Annotated in this window: 16 protein-coding genes; 9 read left to right on the plus strand and 7 right to left on the minus strand. The window is 40.5% G+C overall.

Annotated features, from left to right (window positions below):
- Nucleotides 1–66: 66 nt before the first annotated feature.
- Genes HQN86_RS16490 through HQN86_RS16510 form a run of 5 tightly spaced genes read left to right on the plus strand, consistent with a single transcriptional unit; the run spans nucleotide 67 to nucleotide 5461 of the window.
- The gene (locus HQN86_RS16490) at nucleotides 67–1329 is read left to right on the plus strand and encodes an oligosaccharide flippase family protein (protein ID WP_172662029.1); all 1263 of its coding nucleotides are present in this window, start codon (nucleotides 67–69) and stop codon (nucleotides 1327–1329) included.
- Nucleotides 1322–2251: a glycosyltransferase family 2 protein gene (locus HQN86_RS16495; RefSeq protein ID WP_172662030.1), complete on the plus strand. Its 930-nt coding sequence runs from the start codon at nucleotides 1322–1324 to the stop codon at nucleotides 2249–2251. The genes HQN86_RS16490 and HQN86_RS16495 overlap by 8 nt, the downstream gene beginning before the upstream one ends.
- Nucleotides 2252–2309: 58 nt before the next feature.
- On the plus strand, nucleotides 2310–3662 hold the full coding sequence (locus HQN86_RS16500) for an O-antigen ligase family protein (RefSeq protein WP_172662031.1): 1353 nt from the start codon (nucleotides 2310–2312) through the stop codon (nucleotides 3660–3662).
- Entirely contained in the window at nucleotides 3652–4344 is a 693-nt protein-coding gene (locus tag HQN86_RS27080; RefSeq protein WP_172662032.1) for an acyltransferase, read from the plus strand. The genes HQN86_RS16500 and HQN86_RS27080 overlap by 11 nt, the downstream gene beginning before the upstream one ends.
- A gap of 1 nt (nucleotide 4345) precedes the next feature.
- Nucleotides 4346–5461: a glycosyltransferase family 4 protein gene (locus HQN86_RS16510; protein ID WP_172662033.1), complete on the plus strand. Its 1116-nt coding sequence runs from the start codon at nucleotides 4346–4348 to the stop codon at nucleotides 5459–5461.
- Here HQN86_RS16510 and HQN86_RS16515 read toward each other — a convergent pair.
- The 4 genes from HQN86_RS16515 to HQN86_RS16530 all read right to left on the minus strand — a co-directional run bounded on the left by HQN86_RS16515 (nucleotide 5426) and on the right by HQN86_RS16530 (nucleotide 9813).
- Nucleotides 5426–6367, minus strand: coding sequence for a hypothetical protein (locus HQN86_RS16515; RefSeq protein ID WP_172662034.1), 942 nt, complete (start codon nucleotides 6365–6367; stop codon nucleotides 5426–5428). The two genes, HQN86_RS16510 and HQN86_RS16515, sit on opposite strands and share 36 nt — an antisense overlap.
- A gap of 10 nt (nucleotides 6368–6377) precedes the next feature.
- Nucleotides 6378–7640: an MBOAT family O-acyltransferase gene (locus HQN86_RS16520; RefSeq protein ID WP_246269690.1), complete on the minus strand. Its 1263-nt coding sequence runs from the start codon at nucleotides 7638–7640 to the stop codon at nucleotides 6378–6380.
- Between the two features lie 128 nt (nucleotides 7641–7768).
- Nucleotides 7769–8872, minus strand: a complete 1104-nt coding sequence (locus tag HQN86_RS16525) for a glycosyltransferase (RefSeq protein ID WP_172662036.1) — start codon at nucleotides 8870–8872, stop codon at nucleotides 7769–7771.
- 2 nt (nucleotides 8873–8874) lie between these two features.
- The gene (locus HQN86_RS16530; protein WP_172662037.1) at nucleotides 8875–9813 is read right to left on the minus strand and encodes an SDR family oxidoreductase; all 939 of its coding nucleotides are present in this window, start codon (nucleotides 9811–9813) and stop codon (nucleotides 8875–8877) included.
- A gap of 308 nt (nucleotides 9814–10121) precedes the next feature.
- Between HQN86_RS16530 and HQN86_RS16535 the strand changes: the two genes are divergently transcribed.
- Genes HQN86_RS16535 through HQN86_RS16550 form a run of 4 tightly spaced genes read left to right on the plus strand, consistent with a single transcriptional unit; the run spans nucleotide 10122 to nucleotide 16530 of the window.
- The gene (locus HQN86_RS16535; protein WP_172662038.1) at nucleotides 10122–11357 is read left to right on the plus strand and encodes a glycosyltransferase family 4 protein; all 1236 of its coding nucleotides are present in this window, start codon (nucleotides 10122–10124) and stop codon (nucleotides 11355–11357) included.
- 42 nt (nucleotides 11358–11399) lie between these two features.
- Nucleotides 11400–13067 carry a capsule assembly Wzi family protein gene (locus HQN86_RS16540; protein ID WP_172662039.1) on the plus strand — a complete coding sequence of 556 codons (1668 nt, stop codon included), beginning with the start codon at nucleotides 11400–11402 and terminating at the stop codon, nucleotides 13065–13067.
- Nucleotides 13068–13106: 39 nt separating this feature from the next.
- Nucleotides 13107–15443 (plus strand): SLBB domain-containing protein, encoded by a 2337-nt coding sequence (locus HQN86_RS16545; protein ID WP_172662040.1) that lies wholly within the window; start codon nucleotides 13107–13109, stop codon nucleotides 15441–15443.
- Nucleotide 15444: 1 nt separating this feature from the next.
- Nucleotides 15445–16530: a hypothetical protein gene (locus HQN86_RS16550; RefSeq protein ID WP_172662041.1), complete on the plus strand. Its 1086-nt coding sequence runs from the start codon at nucleotides 15445–15447 to the stop codon at nucleotides 16528–16530.
- Here the strand turns inward: HQN86_RS16550 and HQN86_RS16555 are convergent.
- The 3 genes from HQN86_RS16555 to HQN86_RS16565 are packed head-to-tail and all read right to left on the minus strand — an operon-like array spanning nucleotide 16490 to nucleotide 20547.
- Nucleotides 16490–18196, minus strand: coding sequence for a capsule assembly Wzi family protein (locus tag HQN86_RS16555; RefSeq protein ID WP_172662042.1), 1707 nt, complete (start codon nucleotides 18194–18196; stop codon nucleotides 16490–16492). The genes HQN86_RS16550 and HQN86_RS16555 overlap by 41 nt on opposite strands.
- Before the next feature lie 12 nt (nucleotides 18197–18208).
- Nucleotides 18209–19897, minus strand: coding sequence for a capsule assembly Wzi family protein (locus HQN86_RS16560; protein ID WP_172662043.1), 1689 nt, complete (start codon nucleotides 19895–19897; stop codon nucleotides 18209–18211).
- The gene (locus HQN86_RS16565; protein WP_172662044.1) at nucleotides 19894–20547 is read right to left on the minus strand and encodes a hypothetical protein; all 654 of its coding nucleotides are present in this window, start codon (nucleotides 20545–20547) and stop codon (nucleotides 19894–19896) included. Before HQN86_RS16565 ends, HQN86_RS16560 begins: the two co-directional genes overlap by 4 nt.
- Nucleotides 20548–20643 lie beyond the last annotated feature (96 nt).

The following is a 20643-nucleotide window of genomic DNA, read 5'->3' on the forward strand; positions in this document are numbered from 1 at the left end:
GCAAACTTAGTCATAAATTTAGATTATGATTTAAATATGCTAAATTTGACGATTCATCTATCAGACTTGAAACAATTTTTAACAGGTTCATACAACCGTATAAAAGACACCAATATCTTATCGAATTTTGCGAATCTGAGTAGCATTCAGCTTTCGAATATACTGTTGTTAATTATTATCTTTCCGATCATTACCCATAAAATTGGTATCGAGGCCTTTGGTTTTGTAATGCTTGCCAATTCATTTTCTTCATTAGCCGGAATCATTGTCAATTATGGCACAAATCAAACAGGAATAAGGGACATCGCAGGAAATCTTAAAGACCCTGAAAAACTAAGAGCGGTATTCTACAATACCTTATGGATAAGATTATTATTCTTTATTGCATATATCCTGGTTGTTTATGTAATGCAATGGTTCAACATTAAGTATTATTTATTTATACTTTACGCCATTCCATTGGTACTCTCAGAGGTACTGAATCCTCTCTTTTTCTTCATAGGAATTGAAAAATTAAAGTTTTACAATATTTCAAATCTAGCTTCAAAAGTATTGTCTATTATTTTGCTCATCTTCTTTATAAAAGATGCTCGGGATGCGGAATGGGTAAATTTTATTATGGGAATGGCCACGGTGGTTACTTTTTCATACCTCCTGCTCAATGCAATCCCGAAATTTAGGCTCTCTTTTCAACTTCCGGTAAAGACTGATATTTGGAGAATTACCAGAGACAACTTTTACCTGACAATAAATAACATCTCTACTAACCTGCAACAATCCATTATTATTTTTGCCCTTGCTAAATGGGGCAATGCCTCCTGGCTTGGGGCATATACACTTTGCGATAAAGTAGTCGGCTCTTCCAGGATTCTGCTCATAACTGTATCCAATGCCGTTTATCCAAAATCTGCCCAGCTATATAAGGAAAGTACCAGATTATGGAAAGTATACCGGCAACGAATGCAATTCATTCTCGCGGGGATTTTCTTTGTCGGGTCTGTTCTTCTCTTTTTCTTTGCTGGTTTTGCTGTTCGGGTTCTTTCAGGAGAGGAAAATGAAACAGCCATTATCTATTTAAGGACAATGGCCTTATTCCCTGCTATTTCTGCTTTAAACGTATTAAATGTACTAGATCAACTGCTCAAAAATAATAGTGTTTACATTTTCAGGATCGCAATGATCATGTTTGCATTTTCTGTGGCTCTTGCATTCCTGCTCTTACATTATGCCAATTATAAATGGTTTGGTTCATTTACAGTAATTATTGAACTTTGCGCTTTGTTTATGTATCAACATGTGGTAAAGAAACCCGCCATCCAAAATGTCTAAACCTGTAGCCCTGATCTTGCTCAATTGGAATACTCCGGAGTACACAGCTGATTGCATAAAATCTGTACTTGAATATTGCAACCCTGATCATTTCGACATCATTCTAACCGATAACGGATCTACAGATGGTTCTCTGGAACTTTTGCAAAGTCAATTTCCCGATCTCATTTATCTCGACAATAAGGAAAACCTGGGTTTTGCAGAAGGGAATAACCGTGCAATAACTTATAGCATCAGTAAGGACTATATCTACTCATTGATCATGAATACGGATACGCTGGTTGATAGCGATATCATCAGCAAAATGCTGCAGCACTTGCAAAACCATCCCGAAGCTGCCGCGGTTCAGCCTGCCATTTATTGGATTCACGACAGACACAAGATCTGGAATGGTGATTCGTATGTAAACTTTGTACTTGGGTTTACTTATAACAAAAAGAATACTCCTGAATCATCGAATGAGCATGATTATAAAAAGGTTGAATGGGTTACGGGCTGCTGTTGCCTGATAAGAAACGAGGTATTGAAGCAGACCGGAGGCTTTAACAAGCAGTTCTTTTTATACTATGAAGATGTGGAACTCTCTTTCCGGCTCCGCGCACAAGGGTATGAACTGCATTACCTTCCTTCCTGCAAAATGTACCATGAAGCCGGCGCTTCCGGAAAAGAGAAAAAAAACAATGAGGGCACTTTAAGCCCTGTTATTCATTACTACGTAAATAGAAACAAGATCTGGTTTTTGCGCGGATATGGCAAGCCATTATTCTATCCCCTGGTATTTTTGTACAATGCACCCTACTACCTTGCCTTATATTCTTATTTTAAGCTAAGGGGAAGAAATAAAAAAGCTGAATATTTATTTAAAGGATTGAAAGATGGATTTTTCACTCCGAAAAACTTAATTTGGCCATCGAAACCGTAAATTCAACAAAGAGCTAACTATGTTTATTTTTCCCTTGGTCTTTATTTGTTCTTTTGTAATGGCAGTAAGAGAGATCTTAAGGGGAAATACCAGCGGCTTGCTGCTGTTCATGATCTTCGGTCTCTCGATCTACACCACCACCATGTCGGTTACGTTTATGCTGGGGTTGAAAAGCATCATTCCCACCATGCAGTTCTTTAAAGAGGCATTAATATTGGGTGTGCTCCTTTTAAATCTTGCCAACTTAAAATATCGACCCCGGTTTCACCTGATCGATTATACCATAATGGCCTTCTTGCTGTACCTGATCCTGTATGCATTACTACCAATAGGTGAACAGGGGTTATTCGACCGACTGATTGCGCTGAAAAGCACGGCCTTTTATATTATGGTATACTTTGTTGGACGTACCATAGATGCAAAAGAGATTTACATCAATAAATATTTTAATTACCTGGTGCTGCTCACCATCGCAGCCGGAGCTGTGCTGGTAGTAGAGCTCCTGATGTACCAGCAGTTACAATTGCGCACCGGCTATGCCGAATACAATTATTATTTTTTTAACGCTGAGCCTAGCGGACAGTATGGTATAAGTACAACTTTTGATTCTGACAGTGGCTACAGGCGTTTTGCCAGCTTTTTCACGAACCCCCTGGAACTGGCAGCGGCTTCTATCATTTCGCTGGCTGTTATAGCTGGCCTATACACCACTGATAACAATAAATTGAGGATCAATACCGTAGGAATGCTGGGATTAGGTGCTTCCTTTTTAGCCATACTTTTCGCCTTATCAAGAGCACCACTGGCCAGTTATTTCGTGGTGATTTATGTATATGCATTGCTCACCAAAAGAAAAGCAATAACCCACATCATTCACCTTGGCTTTTGCGTAGTGGCCATTTATGTGGCTTATTTATTCTGGCAATTTGAACAAAATCATGAGGGTATCATTCAAATTCTGGTTAACACCATTGATTTTAGTGACCCTTCCAGTATCGGACACCTTCAGCAATGGGTAGAGGGTGTATTGGCAATAATCAACAACCCGATGGGACTTGGTTTAGGATCATCCGGAAGGGTGGCGGGAACACTGGGTGAAAACGTAGGCGGCGAAAATCAATACATCATTATTGGTGTACAAGCCGGCATCATTGCTTTATTGTTATATCTGTGCATATATGTAATGGTGATCAGAACGGGTATAAAATGGCTGCCTAAACTGAAAGGTAAAGAAAGACAGGTGTGCTTAACCGTGTTGCTGATCAAAATCGGATTCATCATTCCATCGCTGACCTCGGAATTTGAAGGTTCTGCATACATTTCTTACATTAACTGGTTCTTAACCGGTTTACTGATCAATATGATAATGAAACCAATGATAACCCAAACTAAACCTGCTGATGATCATTGAGAAGTTAATAAGAACATTAAAAGGAGACCCTAACTATAAATGGGAAAGCCCTTATTCTACGAGAGACTTATTCAGTGTGAGTTTTCACAGATTTGTACAGGTAGTTAGAGGGTTATTTCTAAAACCTTTTCTAAAGAAATCATCCGGCCTGATCTTTATTGGCAGCAATGTAAAAGTACGCCACGCTTATCAGCTTACCGCTGGAAAAAATCTGATTCTTGAGGATGGGGTGAGTATCAATGCTTTATCTGAACAGGGCATTATACTGGGCGATCATGTTTCTATTGCACGCAATTCCATATTGTTTTGTACCGGAATTATTGCCCAAAAAGGCACAGGTATTACCATTGGCGACAGAACGGGTATAAGTGCCCGTGCTTATTTTGCCGGGCAGGGTGGCATTACCATTGGCAATGATGTGATCATGGGACCAAATGTGCAGGTTTTTTCTGAAAACCATGCTTTTTCCGACCCCAAACTGACAATAAAGGAACAAGGTGTAATTAAAGATCCGGTAGTGATTGGGAACAATTGCTGGATAGGTGGTGGCGCCACCATTCTTGCCGGTGTACATATTGGCGATGGTTGTGTAATAGCGGCAGGGAGTGTGGTTACCAAATCTGTAGCGGCAAATTCCATTGTGGCAGGCGTACCGGCTAAGGTTATTAAAAGCAGAGTGTAACATGCCGAAACCATTGATTATAGGAGTAGATGTCCGCGACTTAAGATTAGCCAGAACAGGTACCCGTACCTATCTGGAAGAATTGGTCAAGGAATTTAAAAAAATGAATGGCAATGGCATTCAGTTTCATTTCCTGGACACTGATTTTCCGGTTTATACGGGGAATAAGAAGATATTCAAACTCATTGAACATGCCCGGTATCAGCTCTGGAAGCAATTGATCTTACCGATAAAAGCGTTTTCAAAAAATTGCAATGTGGTTTTCTGCACCGACAATTTTGTACCGCTGATTCATTTGGGTTACAGGACCATACCTGTTTTTCATGATGCTTTCTTTTTTGAAAATCCTGAGAATTACGGACACCTATGGCTTTGGCTTTATAAAAAAACTGCCATTCCTGCTGCCAAACGTTCTCCTTTTATAGTTACCCCAACGCAATACGCTAAAGATCAGATCGCTCGTTATACCGGTATTGCTGAAGAAAAACTGGTCGTAATTTATGAGGGGCCAAAGTCTCTTGAAGATCATGGTTCCAAATCAAACATCAATAGCATTCCTATTGACTGGCCTTATTTGCTGCATGTGGGCACCTTATTTAAAAGAAAGAATGTTCCTGCCCTGATCAATGCCTTTAAACAGATCAAAGCATCGGGCTATCCGGAGCTGAAATTAGTACTGGCAGGTTCCTTTCCGGCAAATAGCCAGGAAAGTGATCACAGTTTAATATTAGATACCATTGAAAATTCCGGACTCCGTGACCAGGTTGTGCTTACGGGCTACTTGTCGGACGGGGAATTGGCCTTGCTTTATAAAAATGCTTTAATGTATGTTTTCCCTTCCACAAATGAAGGCTTTGGGATTCCGATACTAGAGGCATTTAAATATAATTTGCCAGTGCTTGTAGCCAACAACACCAGCCTTCCTGAGGTGGGTGGCGATGCGGTGCTTCAATTTAATCCTTTTGATATCGCCGATATGTCTTTGAAGATAAAATCTGTATTAGATGATGAACATCTTCGGAAGGAAATGGCGGATAAAGGACGACAGCGTTTGGCCGGTTTCTCCTGGGAAAAGGCAGCTTTAGAATTGATCGAAGTATTTAGGAAGGTCGTTTAACAGAGTTTTTGTCCACTGTGCGGCACCCGTAGCATTTAAATGTGAAGTGTCGTGAAAAAGCTTGCATTTACCCTTAAATTCTGCACTGCTTCCATAATCAAGATAATTAACATTCATTTTTGTCAGCAGCTGGAGGAGCTTTTCTTTATACACATTTTTCTCATTCTCATGCGCTTCTATTAACGGAGTTGTCGTAATCAGTAATTTCACTTGTTTTGACTGGATATAGCTGATCAATTTTATCAGGTAATCGATCTTATTTTTATCAAAAGCAATTTTTCCCATATCCGCTTCTTCACGGTTGACAGTTCCTGCACACATGTCTCCTTCTACCGGGTCATAACCCAGGCTCTCCATGCTTTTACCATAAGAGTGACCATAGGTATTTAAAAAGATATAGCCCAGGGTGGAATTATACCTGTACAAATGAGATTTGGCTTTTAATGCTGCCCTATCCGGGATTAAGGAAATGGTAGAATCAATTACAGAATTAGCATGATAATAAGGCAATAAGATCGCGAGCCTTTCATAATCCGTAGGATCATATCGTAATTCATTGTAATCTAAATTCAGGATAATGAGTTCAGGCTGATATCGGGATAAAACGGTCTTCACTAATGGATAGGTATATAAGAGGCTTTGCCCCTGGTTCCCAAAATTAAAAACAGATTTCGACAATATTTTTGCCATTAATGGTGCATCAAAATGCTGTGCGGCATGAGAGTTGCCAAAAATAAGCACCTGCTCTTTACCGTCCTTTATGGCATGTGAAGTGGTAAAATATTTCCCGCTGCGTTGTTTATTGAACAAATACTTTAGCACCAGTCCTCCCGCTAAATCAGCAAGTATTAAAGCAAGGGCTAAAACCAATAACTTAACTAAAAGTGTTTTTACTTTTTTGCTCATCTCCCTTTATTTAGAACTGGAAATAGATAAACTGCCCCTCACTAAATACACCAAACAGCATAATGATCATAGCGACAAGGGTATAATAACAATATCTGGCCACCAAAGTATTTGGCAGTAATTTATATAAATGGGGCTTGTATTCTGTTATAAATTCGAAAAACATCAATGCCATGATGGCCACACAGGCATAATAGAAATGATCTTTAGGGTTGCCGGGATAGAATGGCCCTTCAAATCTGATGATCTTACCCAAGATAGAAATGGCATCGGTGATATTGGATGCACGGAAGAATACCCAGGTAATACAAATCAAAGAGAAGGTAAATATGGTTTTGAGTGCTGTTTTGATCAGGTTATCTCTTTTTGATGATTTAGGGATCATGGATTCGATAATCAGCAATACCCCATTCAATGCACCCCATACCACATAGGTCCAGTTGGCACCATGCCATAGCCCGCTGATTAAAAATACGATTAACAGGTTACGGTATACCAAAACCTTACTTTTGACCTTGCTCCCGCCCAATGGGATATACACATAGTCTTTAAACCAGGTGGATAAGGAGATGTGCCACCTACGCCAGAATTGTGAAACAGAGGTAGCCAAATAGGGCCTATTGAAATTCTTCATTAGATCAAAACCCATCACCCGTGCCGCGCCAATAGCGATATCGGAGTAGGCAGAAAAATCACAATAGATCTGAAAGGCAAAAAAAATGGTAGCACATGCCAGCGACTGGCCCGATTGGGTAGCCGAGTTGTTATAAATGGTATCTACATAAATCCCAATTCTATCGGCAATAACCAGCTTTTTTAAGAACCCGATCAGCATTTGCTTTAGTCCGGAGCTCACTCTTCCCAGGCTAAATTCATGCTTTTCATGGAACTGGTGCAGCAGATTCTGTGGCCTTTCAATCGGCCCTGCCACCAATTGGGGGTAAAACATCACAAACAAGGCATAGATCCCAAAGTTTCTTTCTGCTTTCTGATTGCCACGGTAAACCTCGATGGTATAACTCATGGCCTGAAAGGTATGAAAGGAAAGCCCTATGGGTAGTAAAATGGCTAAATAAGGAAATACCGATCCTATGTTGTCATTTATAAAATTATAATACTTAAATACGCACAACACACTGATATTGGCAATAAGGCTAACGACCAGGAATACCTTTCTCCTGTGCCCAGAACTATTTTCGATGTAAATTCCTGCAAAATAATCGATGACGATTGTGAAGCCGAGTATCAATATATATATCGGCACAAAAGCCATATAAAAATAACAGCTGGATAGCAATAGCAGCATCCAGCGGAATTTATGGGGCAGTACGTAAAATAGGGTGGTTACAGTTATAAAAAAGAATATGAACTGGACAGAATTAAATAACATAGGCTTTTCTGCTATTTATTTAAAAACACTTCTACATGCTCGTCGGCTACATTCTCCCAATTAAAAACACTTAATGCACGCTCCTGAGCTCTTTTAGCTAATGTCAGCATTTCGGAATAATTATCTTCGCAATAATTGATTTGTTCCGTTAAAGACAGGATATTTCCTTTTTTAAACATCTTTACGGTATCTTGTACAGCATATTCATTCTCTTCAATATCGCTTACAATCATAGGGACGTTTAATCCCATTACGCTAAGTACAACGGGCGATAAGCCCTCTACATCTGAAGGCTGGATATAGCAATAGGCATTTCTGATGAGTGTATTTACTTCATCGCCATATACAAATCCGGGGAACAATACCCTTTCATTTCCCATATCCATGATTTGCTGTTCATAAGGAGAAGGGTTTGGAGATCCACCGATGAGGACCAGTTTTTTGTTGGAATTGGAATTTTTGAATGCTGGAATTAAATAATGCAGGCCTTTGTCAGGAATAAACCGACCTATGAAAAGATAATACTCTTGTTTTTCGAGGTTATTCTTTGTCAATATTTCAGGCACATCTATCCATGGCGCCACTTCGCTCCCAAAGGGGATGAAAGTGTATTCCTTTTTAAACCGCTCTTCAAATAGTTTTTTGGCAATCACATTGTCGAAGATCACCTCATTAGGCAGATGAGCGGTTAAGTATGCCGAAAGCTTAAGGTACAGCTTGCCATACCATGGCCATTTGTCGCGCTTCCAGTCTACCCCATCCTGACTGACAAATACCTTTTTCCCAAAAATACGTAATGGCAATGCCCAGATACTGTTCCCCCCGTTTTGGATGTGGACGATATCTGCAGTATTGTTTACAATAATATCCCAGGTACATTTAAAGGAATGCAGTAAAGTATCAAAACCTGTTCTTGCAGTTGTTTTGAAGGTTTTTATTTTTACGCCCTCGTATTCTTTAACATCTACAAAAACATCAGGGTATTGTCTGTTATAAGCTACAACGCTGTGTCCACGCTTAACAAGCCTTGGAAACAGCTCCATTGCAAATTTATCTGCACCAGCCGCTCCTTTTGCGGGAGGCATCGACCTGAAGCCAAAAGCCGCAATACGCATAATTAAAGACTGATGGTTTCTTTTGTAGCAGGAAGGTTCTCTTCCAGAAATTCAGCGTAATAGTTATCGATATACTCTCTTAAAGCAACCTTCCAATCACGCATGATGTTCAAATCCCTTAAAGTGAGTTTTTTATTGATCAAGCGCTCTGAGGTAGGTCTCGGCGCAAAATAAGTGTCTTTAAAGTAATCTGACGAGACTTCTTTAAAGGTTACTTCTTCTGATAAACCCAGAATATTTACCAGCTCCTCAGCAACTTCACGTCTGCTGGTCTCACCGTTACACACTAAATTATATAGGCCCCAATATTCTTTTTCAAATAACAGCTTTACATTTTTTGCAAAATCAACTGTGAATGTTGGTGTTCCATCTTTATCATTTACCACATGAAGTTCTCTGGTACCTTTAACCAGCTGCTTGATGAGTTTATTGATGAACTTTTTATCTTTCTTTGGACCGCCGCCCATCATCCAGCCTGCACGGCAAATGATGTAACGTTTGGCATTTTCCCTTACATAACGCTCGCCCATGTATTTTGAGCGGGCATAATGACCAAGTGGATTTGGTTCGTCCCAATCATCATAGAATTCTTTCTTTCCATCAAAAATACCTGCGGTACTGATGTACAACAAAGGGATATTCAGTTGATTTGCTATATACACTGCATTTTCTACCGAAGTAGTGTTGGTCAGATAGGTATCGTCCTGATTCAGTTCACAATACTCCAGATCGGTATAGGCACCAAGGTGAAAAAGATAGTCGGGGTTAAAGTCGGTTACGTCCTTTTTATATTGTTCGAATTCACGGAAATCAAGAAAACTAAGCCAATTTTCATTGACGTCCTTATCAGTACATTTAAGTTCGTATTCTTCTTTAAAAACAGAGTGAAAGGCTTCACCAAGCATTCCGCCAGCACCGGCAATATAAATTTTCTTCTTCATTAGAGACTTTAACGCCATATTTTTCAATCTTTTAAAAGAGTTGTATGGCAAGATATTAAATGGTTTGATGTTGACGCCAAAATTAACTTTTTTTTATTACCAGTACAACCTTTTTTAATTCTGTCCAAATTTAACTTGCCTGGCAGAGCAGCACTTTGCATTAAAAAAACTGAAAAATGACCAAAAATGAGTTCATTTTGGTAAAATTTCATTTAATACAAGCATCTTTGAGCGCAAATTACGTTTAACAACGTATGGTGTATAAAAATTATGCCAGTTTATTATAAGTGTTAATTTAGAAGAAACAAATGAATATTCTTGTTGCAAACTGGACCTGGTATCCGAGTGGTGGAGATTGGACCTATGTTGAAAACGTCACCAAGCTTTATCGGGAAAAAGGACACCAGGTAATCCCCTTTTCTATGAAGGATCCAAGAAACTTTCCTTCTGACTATACTGAATATTTTATTGAACACATAGATTATAAAAAAGTAAACAAAAAGAGCCTGAGTGATGGACTTAAGGTAGTAAAGAAAAGCATTTTCTCAACTGAAGCGCAGCAGCAGCTGGAAAAGTTACTGGATACGATTAAGATCGATTTCGCACACATCAATGTGATCCATCACTACATCACTCCTGCTATTTTAAAAACACTAAAAGACCGGGGAATCCCCATCATCTGGACCCTTCATGAATATACACCGATTTGTCCTGAAAGTACCTTTATCAGTCACGGAAAGATCTGCGAAAAATGCTTTGGCGGTGCCTTTCACCATTGTGTAACCAATAAGTGTAAAAAAGGCTCTTATCCGGCAAGTGTAGTGGCGGCACTTGAGAACTATGTTCATAAATACCTGAATTACTATGCTTATGTAGATCACTATGTGTGCCCCTCTGTTTTTCTGTATGAGAAATTCAAATCCTTTAATTTCTTTGAAGAGAAGCTGGTGCAGCTTTACCATGGTTATGACTACGAAGAGATTGAAGCCGCAAAAGCACAGATTGATGCAGCCTCAAATGAACGCTATATTGTGTTCGTAGGCCGACTGGAAAAGATAAAAGGAGCACATACGGTATTGGCGGCCATGAAAGATCATCCGGAGATCAGGTTAAAGGTTATTGGAACAGGGACACAGCAAGCTGAGCTTATGGACTTTGCAGCTAAAAATAACCTGAACAACGTAGAATTTATGGGTAAAAAAAGCAAAAAAGAAACCCTGGAGCTGATTGGAAGCGCCGACTTTTTGATCTGCCCTTCTGAATGGTATGAAGTGCTTGGCTTTACCGTTGTGGAAGCCATGGCCATGGGCAAACCTGTAATTGGCTCGAAAATTGGTGCGATCCCTGAAATGGTGATTGATGGGCATACCGGATTCTTATTTGAACCGGGTAATTATTCGCAACTTTCTGAAAAGATAAATGAGCTTTACAACAATAAGAACCTGTTATTGCAAATGGGAGCAAATGCAGAAAAACATATTCGCGGTCTTATCAACACCGAAAAACATTTTACAGGATTACAAACGCTTATCCCTTCTCTATAATCATATTTACAATTATATCTTTCATAAAACTATCATCTAAAAATGAATAGCTTACATCTCAAGAAAACCATAGCCCTCTTTTCTGTCCTTATTATTGGATTTTCCTTTATCGCTTTGAAGACTAATGCTCAGGTTGTATACGAAAACCCAACAAACCCTGTTTATAAATACCTCTCGCGCCAGGCCCAAAAAGGAAATATCGAGTTTAATGACCTGATCCAACCGGTGAGCAGGAAACAAATTGCTTCATTATTGACCAGTTTACAGGATTTATCGGCTAAACTGACTACAACCGAGCAAAAAGAACTTGCTTTTTATTTACAGGAGTTCAGTGAATTTAGCACCAACTTAAAAGACACTACTACTTTTTTCAAGAAAGATCAAGCAGGTAGATGGAGATTTCTATCCGTTACCAAAGACGATTTTCTATTAAGAGGAGACCCGGCCCTGACTTTTGAAACCTTTCAGGGAAAAAACAAAAGCATTGCCCGTGTGGGAACCGGGTTAACCTTTTGGGGTCATGCGGGAAAGCACATCAGCTTTCAGTTTTATTTTCAGGACATTACCGACCGCGGGAAAGGAATTGACAGCACCCGAATATTTACTCCTGAAACCGGGATCATCAGAACGGCTAACATAAACCCAAATGCAAAGACTGTAAATTACAGCGATTTCAGGGGAAACATTACTTACGCCTGGGAAAATGGGGCGATCAGCTTTGGGAAAGACCAAATGCTGTGGGGCTACGGACAAGGTGGACGATTGGTCTTATCTGACAAATCACCTGCTTACCCGAACATCAGAATTGATTATCAACCACTTAAATGGCTTCGGTTTAATTACATCCATGCCTGGTTAAATTCGGCATTGGTTGATTCGGCAAGATCTTATGATAAGGGTAATCCGCTTTTTGGCAATAACAGGGAAATTTACATCCCTAAATTCTTGGCTTCACATACCCTAAGTTTTATCCCGGTTAAAGGCTTAGACCTTAGTGTGGGTGAATCGGTAGTTTATAGTGATAATCTGGATGTAGGATACTTGATCCCGGTAATGTTCTTTAAAGCATATGATCAATATCAAAGTCGCTACAAGCTTTCGACCGGAGCAAACAGCCAGTTCTTCTTTTCTGTAAGTTCTAGAAATCATTTACCCAAAACACATTTATACGGATCCCTTTTTATTGATGAGATCAGAACAGGGGCAATTTTTAACGCCTCAAAAAGCAGAAATCAGATTGGCTACAGTGTTGGGGCCTCCGTTACAGATGTATTAGTACCGTATTTAACATTGGGAGGAGAATACAGTCGCATAAACCCTTATGCCTACAACAACCTGATCCCGGCACAAACCTACACCAACCAGAGTTATTTAATGGGTGACTGGATTGGACAAAATGCCGACAGGGTTACTGCATGGGTTAATTACACCCCTATCCCCCGTATGGTTGCCAGTTTCCAGTTCACAGCCATTAGAAAAGGCCAGGAAGGAAACCTTTATGATCAATACTTTGCTGAACCACAGCCAAAGTTCTTAAGTGAGGGGCCGGTAGAAACTCAAAAACAATATTTACTTGAGGTAAATTACCAACTGCTGAATAAATTATATGTTAAAACTTCTTTCATGCACCAGGATGGAGTAATAAGACCTGCTCTGCAAACATCCGCTGTTCCAAACGAGTTTAAGTTCGGCGTATCTTATGGCTTTTAACCCTGAATACTTATATTTGTCATTTATCATAATATCTACATGAACAATAAATTACCCTTTTATATTCTTTTCATTTTCTTCCTGGCTACTTCTTTCCGAAGTAACGCACAGTCTATATCCATGAGTGATATTCAGAATGTAAAAGTAAGCCAGTTGTCGGATGAGCAAATTGGACAAGCCTGGAAAAAGTTACAGGAAACAGGGGTTCCGGAAAGCGAAGCCTATAAGCTGATGATCCAAAAGGGAATGCCTGCCACAGAAGTTGAAGAGTTTAAGAATAGGGTGACCTTACTTGGTTTGAACAAGAAAGGAGTAAAAGTGAGTTCATCTCCTCAAAAAGAAAATATAGATTTTACAAGAGACACGGACCAAACGGTGATAAAACCTTATGTAGCTCCGAAACCGGCACCTGTGCCCGAAGCGCCGCTAAATGTTTATGGAATGGAGTTCTTTAACCAGACCACCATAAAATTTGAGCCGAATTTCAGTATGGCTACTCCTAAGAGCTATGTATTGGGACCAGGTGATGAGCTGATTGTGCTGGTTACGGGATTAAACGAAAGCAGTGTACGTACCAGAATCACTCCCGAGGGAAATGTACAGATTCCATATGCCGGCATTGTTTACCTGAATGGGTTTACGATAGAACAGGCAACAAGCCTGATCCGTAATAAAATGACTAAGGTATATCCTGCATTGCGCAATGGACAAACGCAGCTGGCCGTAAACCTGGGCAGTACCCGCAGCATTAAGGTTACGCTGGTTGGAGAGGTAAAAACCCCGGGTTCTTACACTTTATCGTCTTTATCGACCCTGTTTAATGCGCTATACAATTCAGGCGGTCCAAATAACAATGGTTCCTTAAGAAATATTGAATTACTAAGAAATAATAAAGTTTATAAAACAGTCGACTTTTACAGCTTTTTGCAAAACGGCTTAATGGACGGAAACATCAGGTTGGAAGATCAGGATGTGATCCGTATCCCGGTTTACAAAAAGAGAGTTGGGATTAAAGGTGAAGTTAAAAGACCCGCCATTTATGAGCTTAAAGAAAATGAACAACTGGAGGACCTGATTAAATATGCAGGTGGATTTACAGATGTGGCTTATCGTGGTATCGCTAAGGTAGATCAGGTAAATGAACTGCAAAGAGAGGTAAAAGATGTGCCTTCTTCTTTGTACAAGAATTTTACGCCTAACAATGGTGACCTGGTACAAATTGGCGCGATTACCGAAAGGTATACCAATAGAGTTGTTCTGGAAGGCGCGGTATACAGACCGGGCACTTATGAGCTTACAGCAGGGTTAAGCCTTTCTGAGCTGCTAAAAACAGCCCAGGGATTAAAGCCCGAGGCTTATATGGAGCGTGGATACATCAAAAGAACATTGACCAACCTGGAGAAAGAGCTGATCTCTTTTAATCCCGCAGATGTGGTGAATGGAAAAAATGATATTCCATTGATGAGAGAAGATTCTATTATCGTTCAGGACAGGGCTGTTTTTACTTCCGCTCAGAATGTAACCGTTGCGGGCTTTGTTAAGCTTCCTGCCGCATTTACCTATAGAAAAGGCATGAAACTGGCAGATGTAATTGCGATGGCGGGCGGTTTTCAGGATGAAGCTGCTGAGCATCATGTAGAGATCTCGAGAATCATTAAAAACAGTTCAGATAGCGTTGCCAATCAATTGGTGAAGACCTTTACCATAAATATGAATCAAACCTCAGGTGAAGCGCAAGAACTGGAGCTGGAGCCGATGGATTATATATATGTTCCAAGACTGGTAAACTATCGCGCATTGGGCAACATCAGTGTGAAGGGTGAGGTGTTGTTTCCTGGTGATTACGCCGTGCAAAGAAGGGATGAAACTGCATTGGATCTTCTACAAAGAGCCGGTGGGTTGAGTCCTTATGGCGCTTTAGAGAATGCCCAGGTGTTTAGAAAAGGGGTACGTGTGAACCTGGACCTGACCAATAAAAGCCAGGATCCAAAAGTAAAGACCAGTATGATCCTTTTACCGGGCGACAGTATCTATATCCCTCGTCAGATCTCTTTTGTAGAAGTTGCAGGGGCAGTAAATAACCCTCAGTTTGTAGATTATAATGGCCGGAGCTTTAAGTATTATATCAATGCGGCTGCCGGAACAAAAGAAAATGCACGATTGAAAGGTGCATATGTAAAGTATCCTGACGGATTAAACAAACCTGTAAGGCGTTTCTTGTTTTTCCGTAATTACCCATCTGTGAAGCCGGGAAGTAAGATTATAGTACCGGAAAAAGATCCAAATAACAGGTTTAAGCTTGGCTTTGCTGAAATCACCGGGATTACATCTGCGCTGACCGCATTGATCAGTTTAATCGCTATTTTAAACAAATAATATGGCCCAGGAAAATCCATATCCATACGAGCCCGAATTCTCTTTAAGCAAAGTAATCGGAAACCGCATAAATGACCTTAAATACGTTTTCAGTTTTAAAAAACTTCTGGCCGCTACAGTAATTACAGGAGCACTGCTTGGTGCATTAAGTGCCTGGCTTTGGACGCCTTCTTATACGGCGAGGTTAACTTTTGTGATTGATGACGCTAAATCATCAGGAGCCGGTGGACTTGCTGCCTTAGCAGGGCAATTCGGCTTTAGTATGGACGGAATTGGTGGTGGTAGTGGCGTGCTGGCCGGTGATAATGTACAAGAGCTGGTAAAGAGCCAGAAATTAATTAAGGCCACCTTGCTTTCCGCTTATGATACCACACAAACCAGATCCCTGGCCGATCGTTACGCCCAGGTAAATAAGCTGGACAAGAAATGGCTTAAATACAGTACTGATGGAAAGATCATCACTTTTCCGGTTAATAGCAAGCAATATACCCGAATTCAAGACAGTCTTTTACATGTAATGACCGAACAGATCCTTGGTGGTGAGTTTGGCATTGCGAAAACGGATAAAAAGCTTGGCTTTTTTGAGGTAAATACCACCATGAAAGATGAGAGGCTGGCACAACTATTCTGTACCCGCATCATTAAACAAGCTACAGATTTCTATATCCGTACCAAAACCAGCAGGTTAAGAAGTAATGTAAATCGTTTACAGCACCGTGCAGACAGTATTGGCCTGATCTTAAACCGCAAGACTTATGCGGCTTCTTCTGCCAGTCAGGCTTTGCTAGATTTGAATCCGGCCTATGCCTCAGCTAATGCTACTGCGGAGGTAAAGGAACGCGATAAGATTGTTTTAAGCACTATCTTTACTGAAACTGTTAAGAACCTGGAGGTAAGTAAAACCATGCTGGCTCAAGAAACCCCAACCGTACAAATTGTAGATGAGCCTGAACTGCCATTAAAGAAAAACCGGTTAAAATACTCAATGGGTATATTAACCGGTATGCTGATAGGAGGAATTGCTTGTGGTTTCTATATCCTTTTATTTAGAAGCGATAAGAGACACCCAGTTCCCCATGAAAGTTAAATACACCGTTGTGAGGAATGTAATACCTATCAGAAGTTGGATCGTAATCTTTTAACCTCCATTGGTAATTCATTGACCTGATTCCTTGCAGTTTTGCATTGAATAGGAGATTTCCATAATTCCATTCGCCTTGGGCGGCCAGTGCAAAATCTACCCAGCGTCTGCTTTGTCCTTTTAAATCTCCAATAACAGAAGTATAGAAATCCATATTATGCTCATAACGCTCAAATGAAAGACCAAGTCTTTTTAGACCATTAACCCAGCTCACGTCCAATGACTGTAAATTGCCTCCAGAGCCGACTCCAGCACCTAATAGCTGTCCTTTATTGGTATATCCATCCCAAACTCCACCATGAGTATACCATCCTCCTGCTGGTCTTACCAATCGATCTGGTGATTGAGACATTTGTGTGATCTCAGCATTAACGGCAATAAATTCTTCCTGGCGTGTCTTCAGTGGCACTAATTTTCTTACACCAAACAAATAAGCACGCGAGTGATCCGGGGAACCAATAAAGTCTCTGAAATTATATGAATTATCATTAATCCCATATTCAAAATAGATTTCTGCTTTGGCTTTGGTAAAGAGCCAGCGAGCATATAAAGAAGTCAACTGGTCACGATCGAAAGGATCTCCATCGTTGGTTTTAACTTTCTGATAAGGGGTAAAGAATGGCACATAGTCTTTAAAGCCACTCAGGTCAGAATTGTACGCGTTAAATGCTCTTGTAAATCCTAGAAATAATCCTGGCACCCATTTAGGTTGATAAGTGAGGTTAAAGGCAGAAAGATAACGCCAGTCATCTCTTTTTTCTCTGAATAAATCTTGTCCATTTGCCGCATTTTGCACTTCAAGCGGTGAAAGACCAGTTGCATTTAAGCGACCAGCAATAATCTGCGCTTCAAAAGATCCTATATAGGTATGAATTGGGCGCATGGTATTTAAAGTAATATGCTTAAATCCCGCAGCAGTATTACTCATCAATAAAGAGTTTCGCATACCAGGCCCCCACCATAAATTTTCATTGGAAACGCCAATTGATGCTGGGCCAAGGCTCAATCTAATGCTACTTTGTCCCCATAAGACCTTATTGTATGTGCCATTACCAAAACGCTCAGGCAAATCTATATCATTGTATGTGGCATAGTATCTCCTAAGTTCAACATCCGACCGGCCAACAGCAAAACCATCAAAGCTTTTATTTGCAGCGTATACAAATTCAGGCTGTAGCTGAATACTTAAAGGGCCAATTTTTGCAAAAAAGCCTCCTGTGATTAACGATTGATACCCACGGGCAGGGATCATTGCACCATCGTTCCAACCATAAGGATGATGGGAGTTGAATTGCTGCTGCCAGCTGAAAGGCAAGATTTGGAACTTTCCCCTTCCATTAGCAAAAGAAAATGGTCCGTCAAATTTCAACCAACCATTTTCCTTCAGTGAGCTATCCGGATCAAACGCATTGCGCACTTTAAATACTTCCGTGGGAAACAATGGCCTGCTTGTAAAGGATACTGTCGAGTCGAGCTCTCCTAGTAGCTGTTTTCTACGATAATAGTCTTCTAAGACCGGTGTTCCAACAGGAAGTGACTGCGCCTGTGTCTGGGTTAAGTTTAAACCACTGCAAATAACAACAGTAAGGATTGAATAATATATCTTCTTCATTGTAATGCGGGATTAAAAACGATAGGTAACACCTGCCTGAACCTGTAAGTTAAAAGCATCTCTTCCATTTACCCAAATCGGATCATTAGGTCCCTGAAACAAATACCATTGATAATTTAAGGACTTTATCCCCTGCAATTTCGCATTGAAAATGAAATTCTTATAATTCCATTCCCCATTTGCCGCGAGGCTAAGGTCAGTCCAATGCCTTCTGGGGTCAACACTATCCTCGTAGGCATAAAAATAAAAATCGTTATTGTGAACGTAGCGTTCCAATTGCAATCCTATTCTTTTTAATCCCTTAAACCAGCTCACATCCAACGACTGTAAGTTCCCGCCCGGTCCGATGCCTGCACCTAGCACTTCTCCCCGATTGGTATAACCATGTCGGATGCTTTTACTCAGGTACCAGCTATTGGCCGTTCTGATCTTATCTGCTGAGGTTTCCTGCATTTGCGTAACTTCCACATTGATCATGATGTTCTCATCTCTTGATTTATTGAAGGGGAGGATTTTTCGGAGCCCAAAAAGGTAGGCTCTGGATTGCTGTGGCTCAAGCAGTGCTCCACGCAGGTCCTGTGTGGAATTGCTGTGTCCATACTCGAAATAAATTTCGGCATGTTCCTCTGGCCACAGCCATCGTATAAATATGGAACTATGTTCGTCCCGTTCATTAAGGGATTCATCTCCAACTACCCGCTTAACCCTTGAAAAGAAGGGAAGATAATCGCCAAAGCTGTTCAAATCATCGCTATACGTTTGGGCAGTTCTCGTTATACCCAAAAATAACCCCGGAATCCACTTAGGTTGGTAGGTGACAACGAGTCCCGACAAATAACGCCAATCGTTTCTCTTTGGAACATACAATGGATTAAAAAAATATTCACGTTCAGGTTCAAGCACTCCAAAACCCGATGACTCCAGTCTGCCAGCAATTAATTGGCCTTCAAAAGATCCGATTGGTGTGGAGATCGGTTTCCTGGTATTTAAGGTTAAGTGTTTAAAGCCCGGGGCGGTATTGCTCATCAGAAGAGAACTACGCATGCCGGGTCCCCACCAAAGATTCTCTGTTGAAAGGCCGAATGATAGGGCTTTGTAATTTAACCTGATGCTACTTTGGCCCCAATAAGCTTTATTGTAGGCACTTTTTCCGAACCTGGCCGGAAGGTCTATATTGTTATAAAAGTCGTAATACCTTGCGGCAATTACGTCATAATGATCCTTATCAAAGGTATCAAACCCAGTATTTGCGGCCAAGACCACTTCAGGTCTGAATTGAATGGTAAGCGGTCCGTACTCGGCATAAATCCCTGCACTTAAAACAGTTTGTAAGCCCTTTGCAGGAATCATCGCCCCGTCGTTCCATCCATATGGATGGTGTGTGTTTATTTGATTTTGAATGCCTAAGGGCAGAAGCATGGCTTTAAACTTGCCAGAATCCAAACCCCAGCTATGATCAGCATCGAGCAGGTTATACCGTGTTTCATCTTCCAGGTAAAACACATCCTTTTTACCAAAAGCTGATTTAGGCATCACCGGCCTTACCATAAAGGAAACGCTGGAATCCAATTGCCCAAGGAGCTGGCTACGTCTGTAATAATCTTCTGCACCAGGCGTTCCAACGGGTAAAGATTGAGCCGTTGATTTGAAATTAAAGCTTCCCGCTAATAAAATCAGGGTGGTTAATTTTAAGTATCTCATAACCTGATTGCTTTAATTTTAATATTATCGACCGACCAACTTTCGTCGCATTTAGGATCAGGAGCATTGCTTTGCTTTAACTGATCAAGACATTTCAGGATTAGCTTTTGATCGGAATGTTTGATTTGTTTAACAATTTTATACAAAGAGGTTCCTCCTACTACACCTGCCATATTACAAACTCCCGGAAGATTTCTATTAGCAGCACCGGTTTTAGGATTGTTGTTGTTATTTGGATAATTGTGCGGATAAGACTGAGGCTCACAAAAAGTACCGGTTCCGCAGGGCACATTAGAGAACGTTGTTCTGATGTAACTCTTTCCATCCAGCATCATCTCCCAAAAATCCGGGCCGTCAACTATGCCATCTTCACCTTCCTTATTCCCATCCCAGGCATCATGGATATAGAGATCAAAAGAGATTTCGACCAAATCATGTTCCGGTAGCTTGCTCAACGATAGCTCAAACCCGCTATTGTTGTATCTACCCAGTACTTTAGAGTTGTTGAACGTTTCGATCTCTCCACCGGAAATACCGGTCAGATTACTTTGTTCAAAATCATTACTATAGACTTCAGCTTGGTTGCGATAGTCCTTTGCGCAGGATCCAAACAAGATCAGACACAAAAAAAATAATAGACATTTATTCATTAAATAGCTTTTTCTTCATACAGGTATTCATCGGATTCTATGCACACAACTTTAATGCCGTATTTTGGAAAACACAACGATCCCAGTTTTGCACCG

The organism is Pedobacter panaciterrae (assembly GCF_013204795.1).
GTDB lineage: Bacteria > Bacteroidota > Bacteroidia > Sphingobacteriales > Sphingobacteriaceae > Pedobacter > Pedobacter panaciterrae.

Excerpts from the sequence above, each read along its gene's own strand:
- HQN86_RS16525 (WP_172662036.1), bottom strand. The coding sequence starts at position 8,872 with ATGCGTATTGCGGCTTTTGGCTTCAGGTCGATGCCTCCCGCAAAAGGA.
- HQN86_RS16515 (WP_172662034.1), bottom strand. The coding sequence starts at position 6,367 with ATGAGCAAAAAAGTAAAAACACTTTTAGTTAAGTTATTGGTTTTAGCC.
- HQN86_RS16510 (WP_172662033.1), top strand. The coding sequence starts at position 4,346 with ATGCCGAAACCATTGATTATAGGAGTAGATGTCCGCGACTTAAGATTA.
- HQN86_RS16535 (WP_172662038.1), top strand. The coding sequence starts at position 10,122 with ATGAATATTCTTGTTGCAAACTGGACCTGGTATCCGAGTGGTGGAGAT.
- HQN86_RS16545 (WP_172662040.1), top strand. The coding sequence starts at position 13,107 with ATGAACAATAAATTACCCTTTTATATTCTTTTCATTTTCTTCCTGGCT.
- HQN86_RS16495 (WP_172662030.1), top strand. The coding sequence starts at position 1,322 with ATGTCTAAACCTGTAGCCCTGATCTTGCTCAATTGGAATACTCCGGAG.
- HQN86_RS16560 (WP_172662043.1), bottom strand. The coding sequence starts at position 19,897 with ATGAGATACTTAAAATTAACCACCCTGATTTTATTAGCGGGAAGCTTT.
- HQN86_RS27080 (WP_172662032.1), top strand. The coding sequence starts at position 3,652 with ATGATCATTGAGAAGTTAATAAGAACATTAAAAGGAGACCCTAACTAT.
- HQN86_RS16565 (WP_172662044.1), bottom strand. The coding sequence starts at position 20,547 with ATGAATAAATGTCTATTATTTTTTTTGTGTCTGATCTTGTTTGGATCC.
- HQN86_RS16555 (WP_172662042.1), bottom strand. The coding sequence starts at position 18,196 with ATGAAGAAGATATATTATTCAATCCTTACTGTTGTTATTTGCAGTGGT.
- HQN86_RS16500 (WP_172662031.1), top strand. The coding sequence starts at position 2,310 with ATGGCAGTAAGAGAGATCTTAAGGGGAAATACCAGCGGCTTGCTGCTG.
- HQN86_RS16550 (WP_172662041.1), top strand. The coding sequence starts at position 15,445 with ATGGCCCAGGAAAATCCATATCCATACGAGCCCGAATTCTCTTTAAGC.
- HQN86_RS16540 (WP_172662039.1), top strand. The coding sequence starts at position 11,400 with ATGAATAGCTTACATCTCAAGAAAACCATAGCCCTCTTTTCTGTCCTT.
- HQN86_RS16530 (WP_172662037.1), bottom strand. The coding sequence starts at position 9,813 with ATGAAGAAGAAAATTTATATTGCCGGTGCTGGCGGAATGCTTGGTGAA.
- HQN86_RS16520 (WP_246269690.1), bottom strand. The coding sequence starts at position 7,640 with ATGGCTTTTGTGCCGATATATATATTGATACTCGGCTTCACAATCGTC.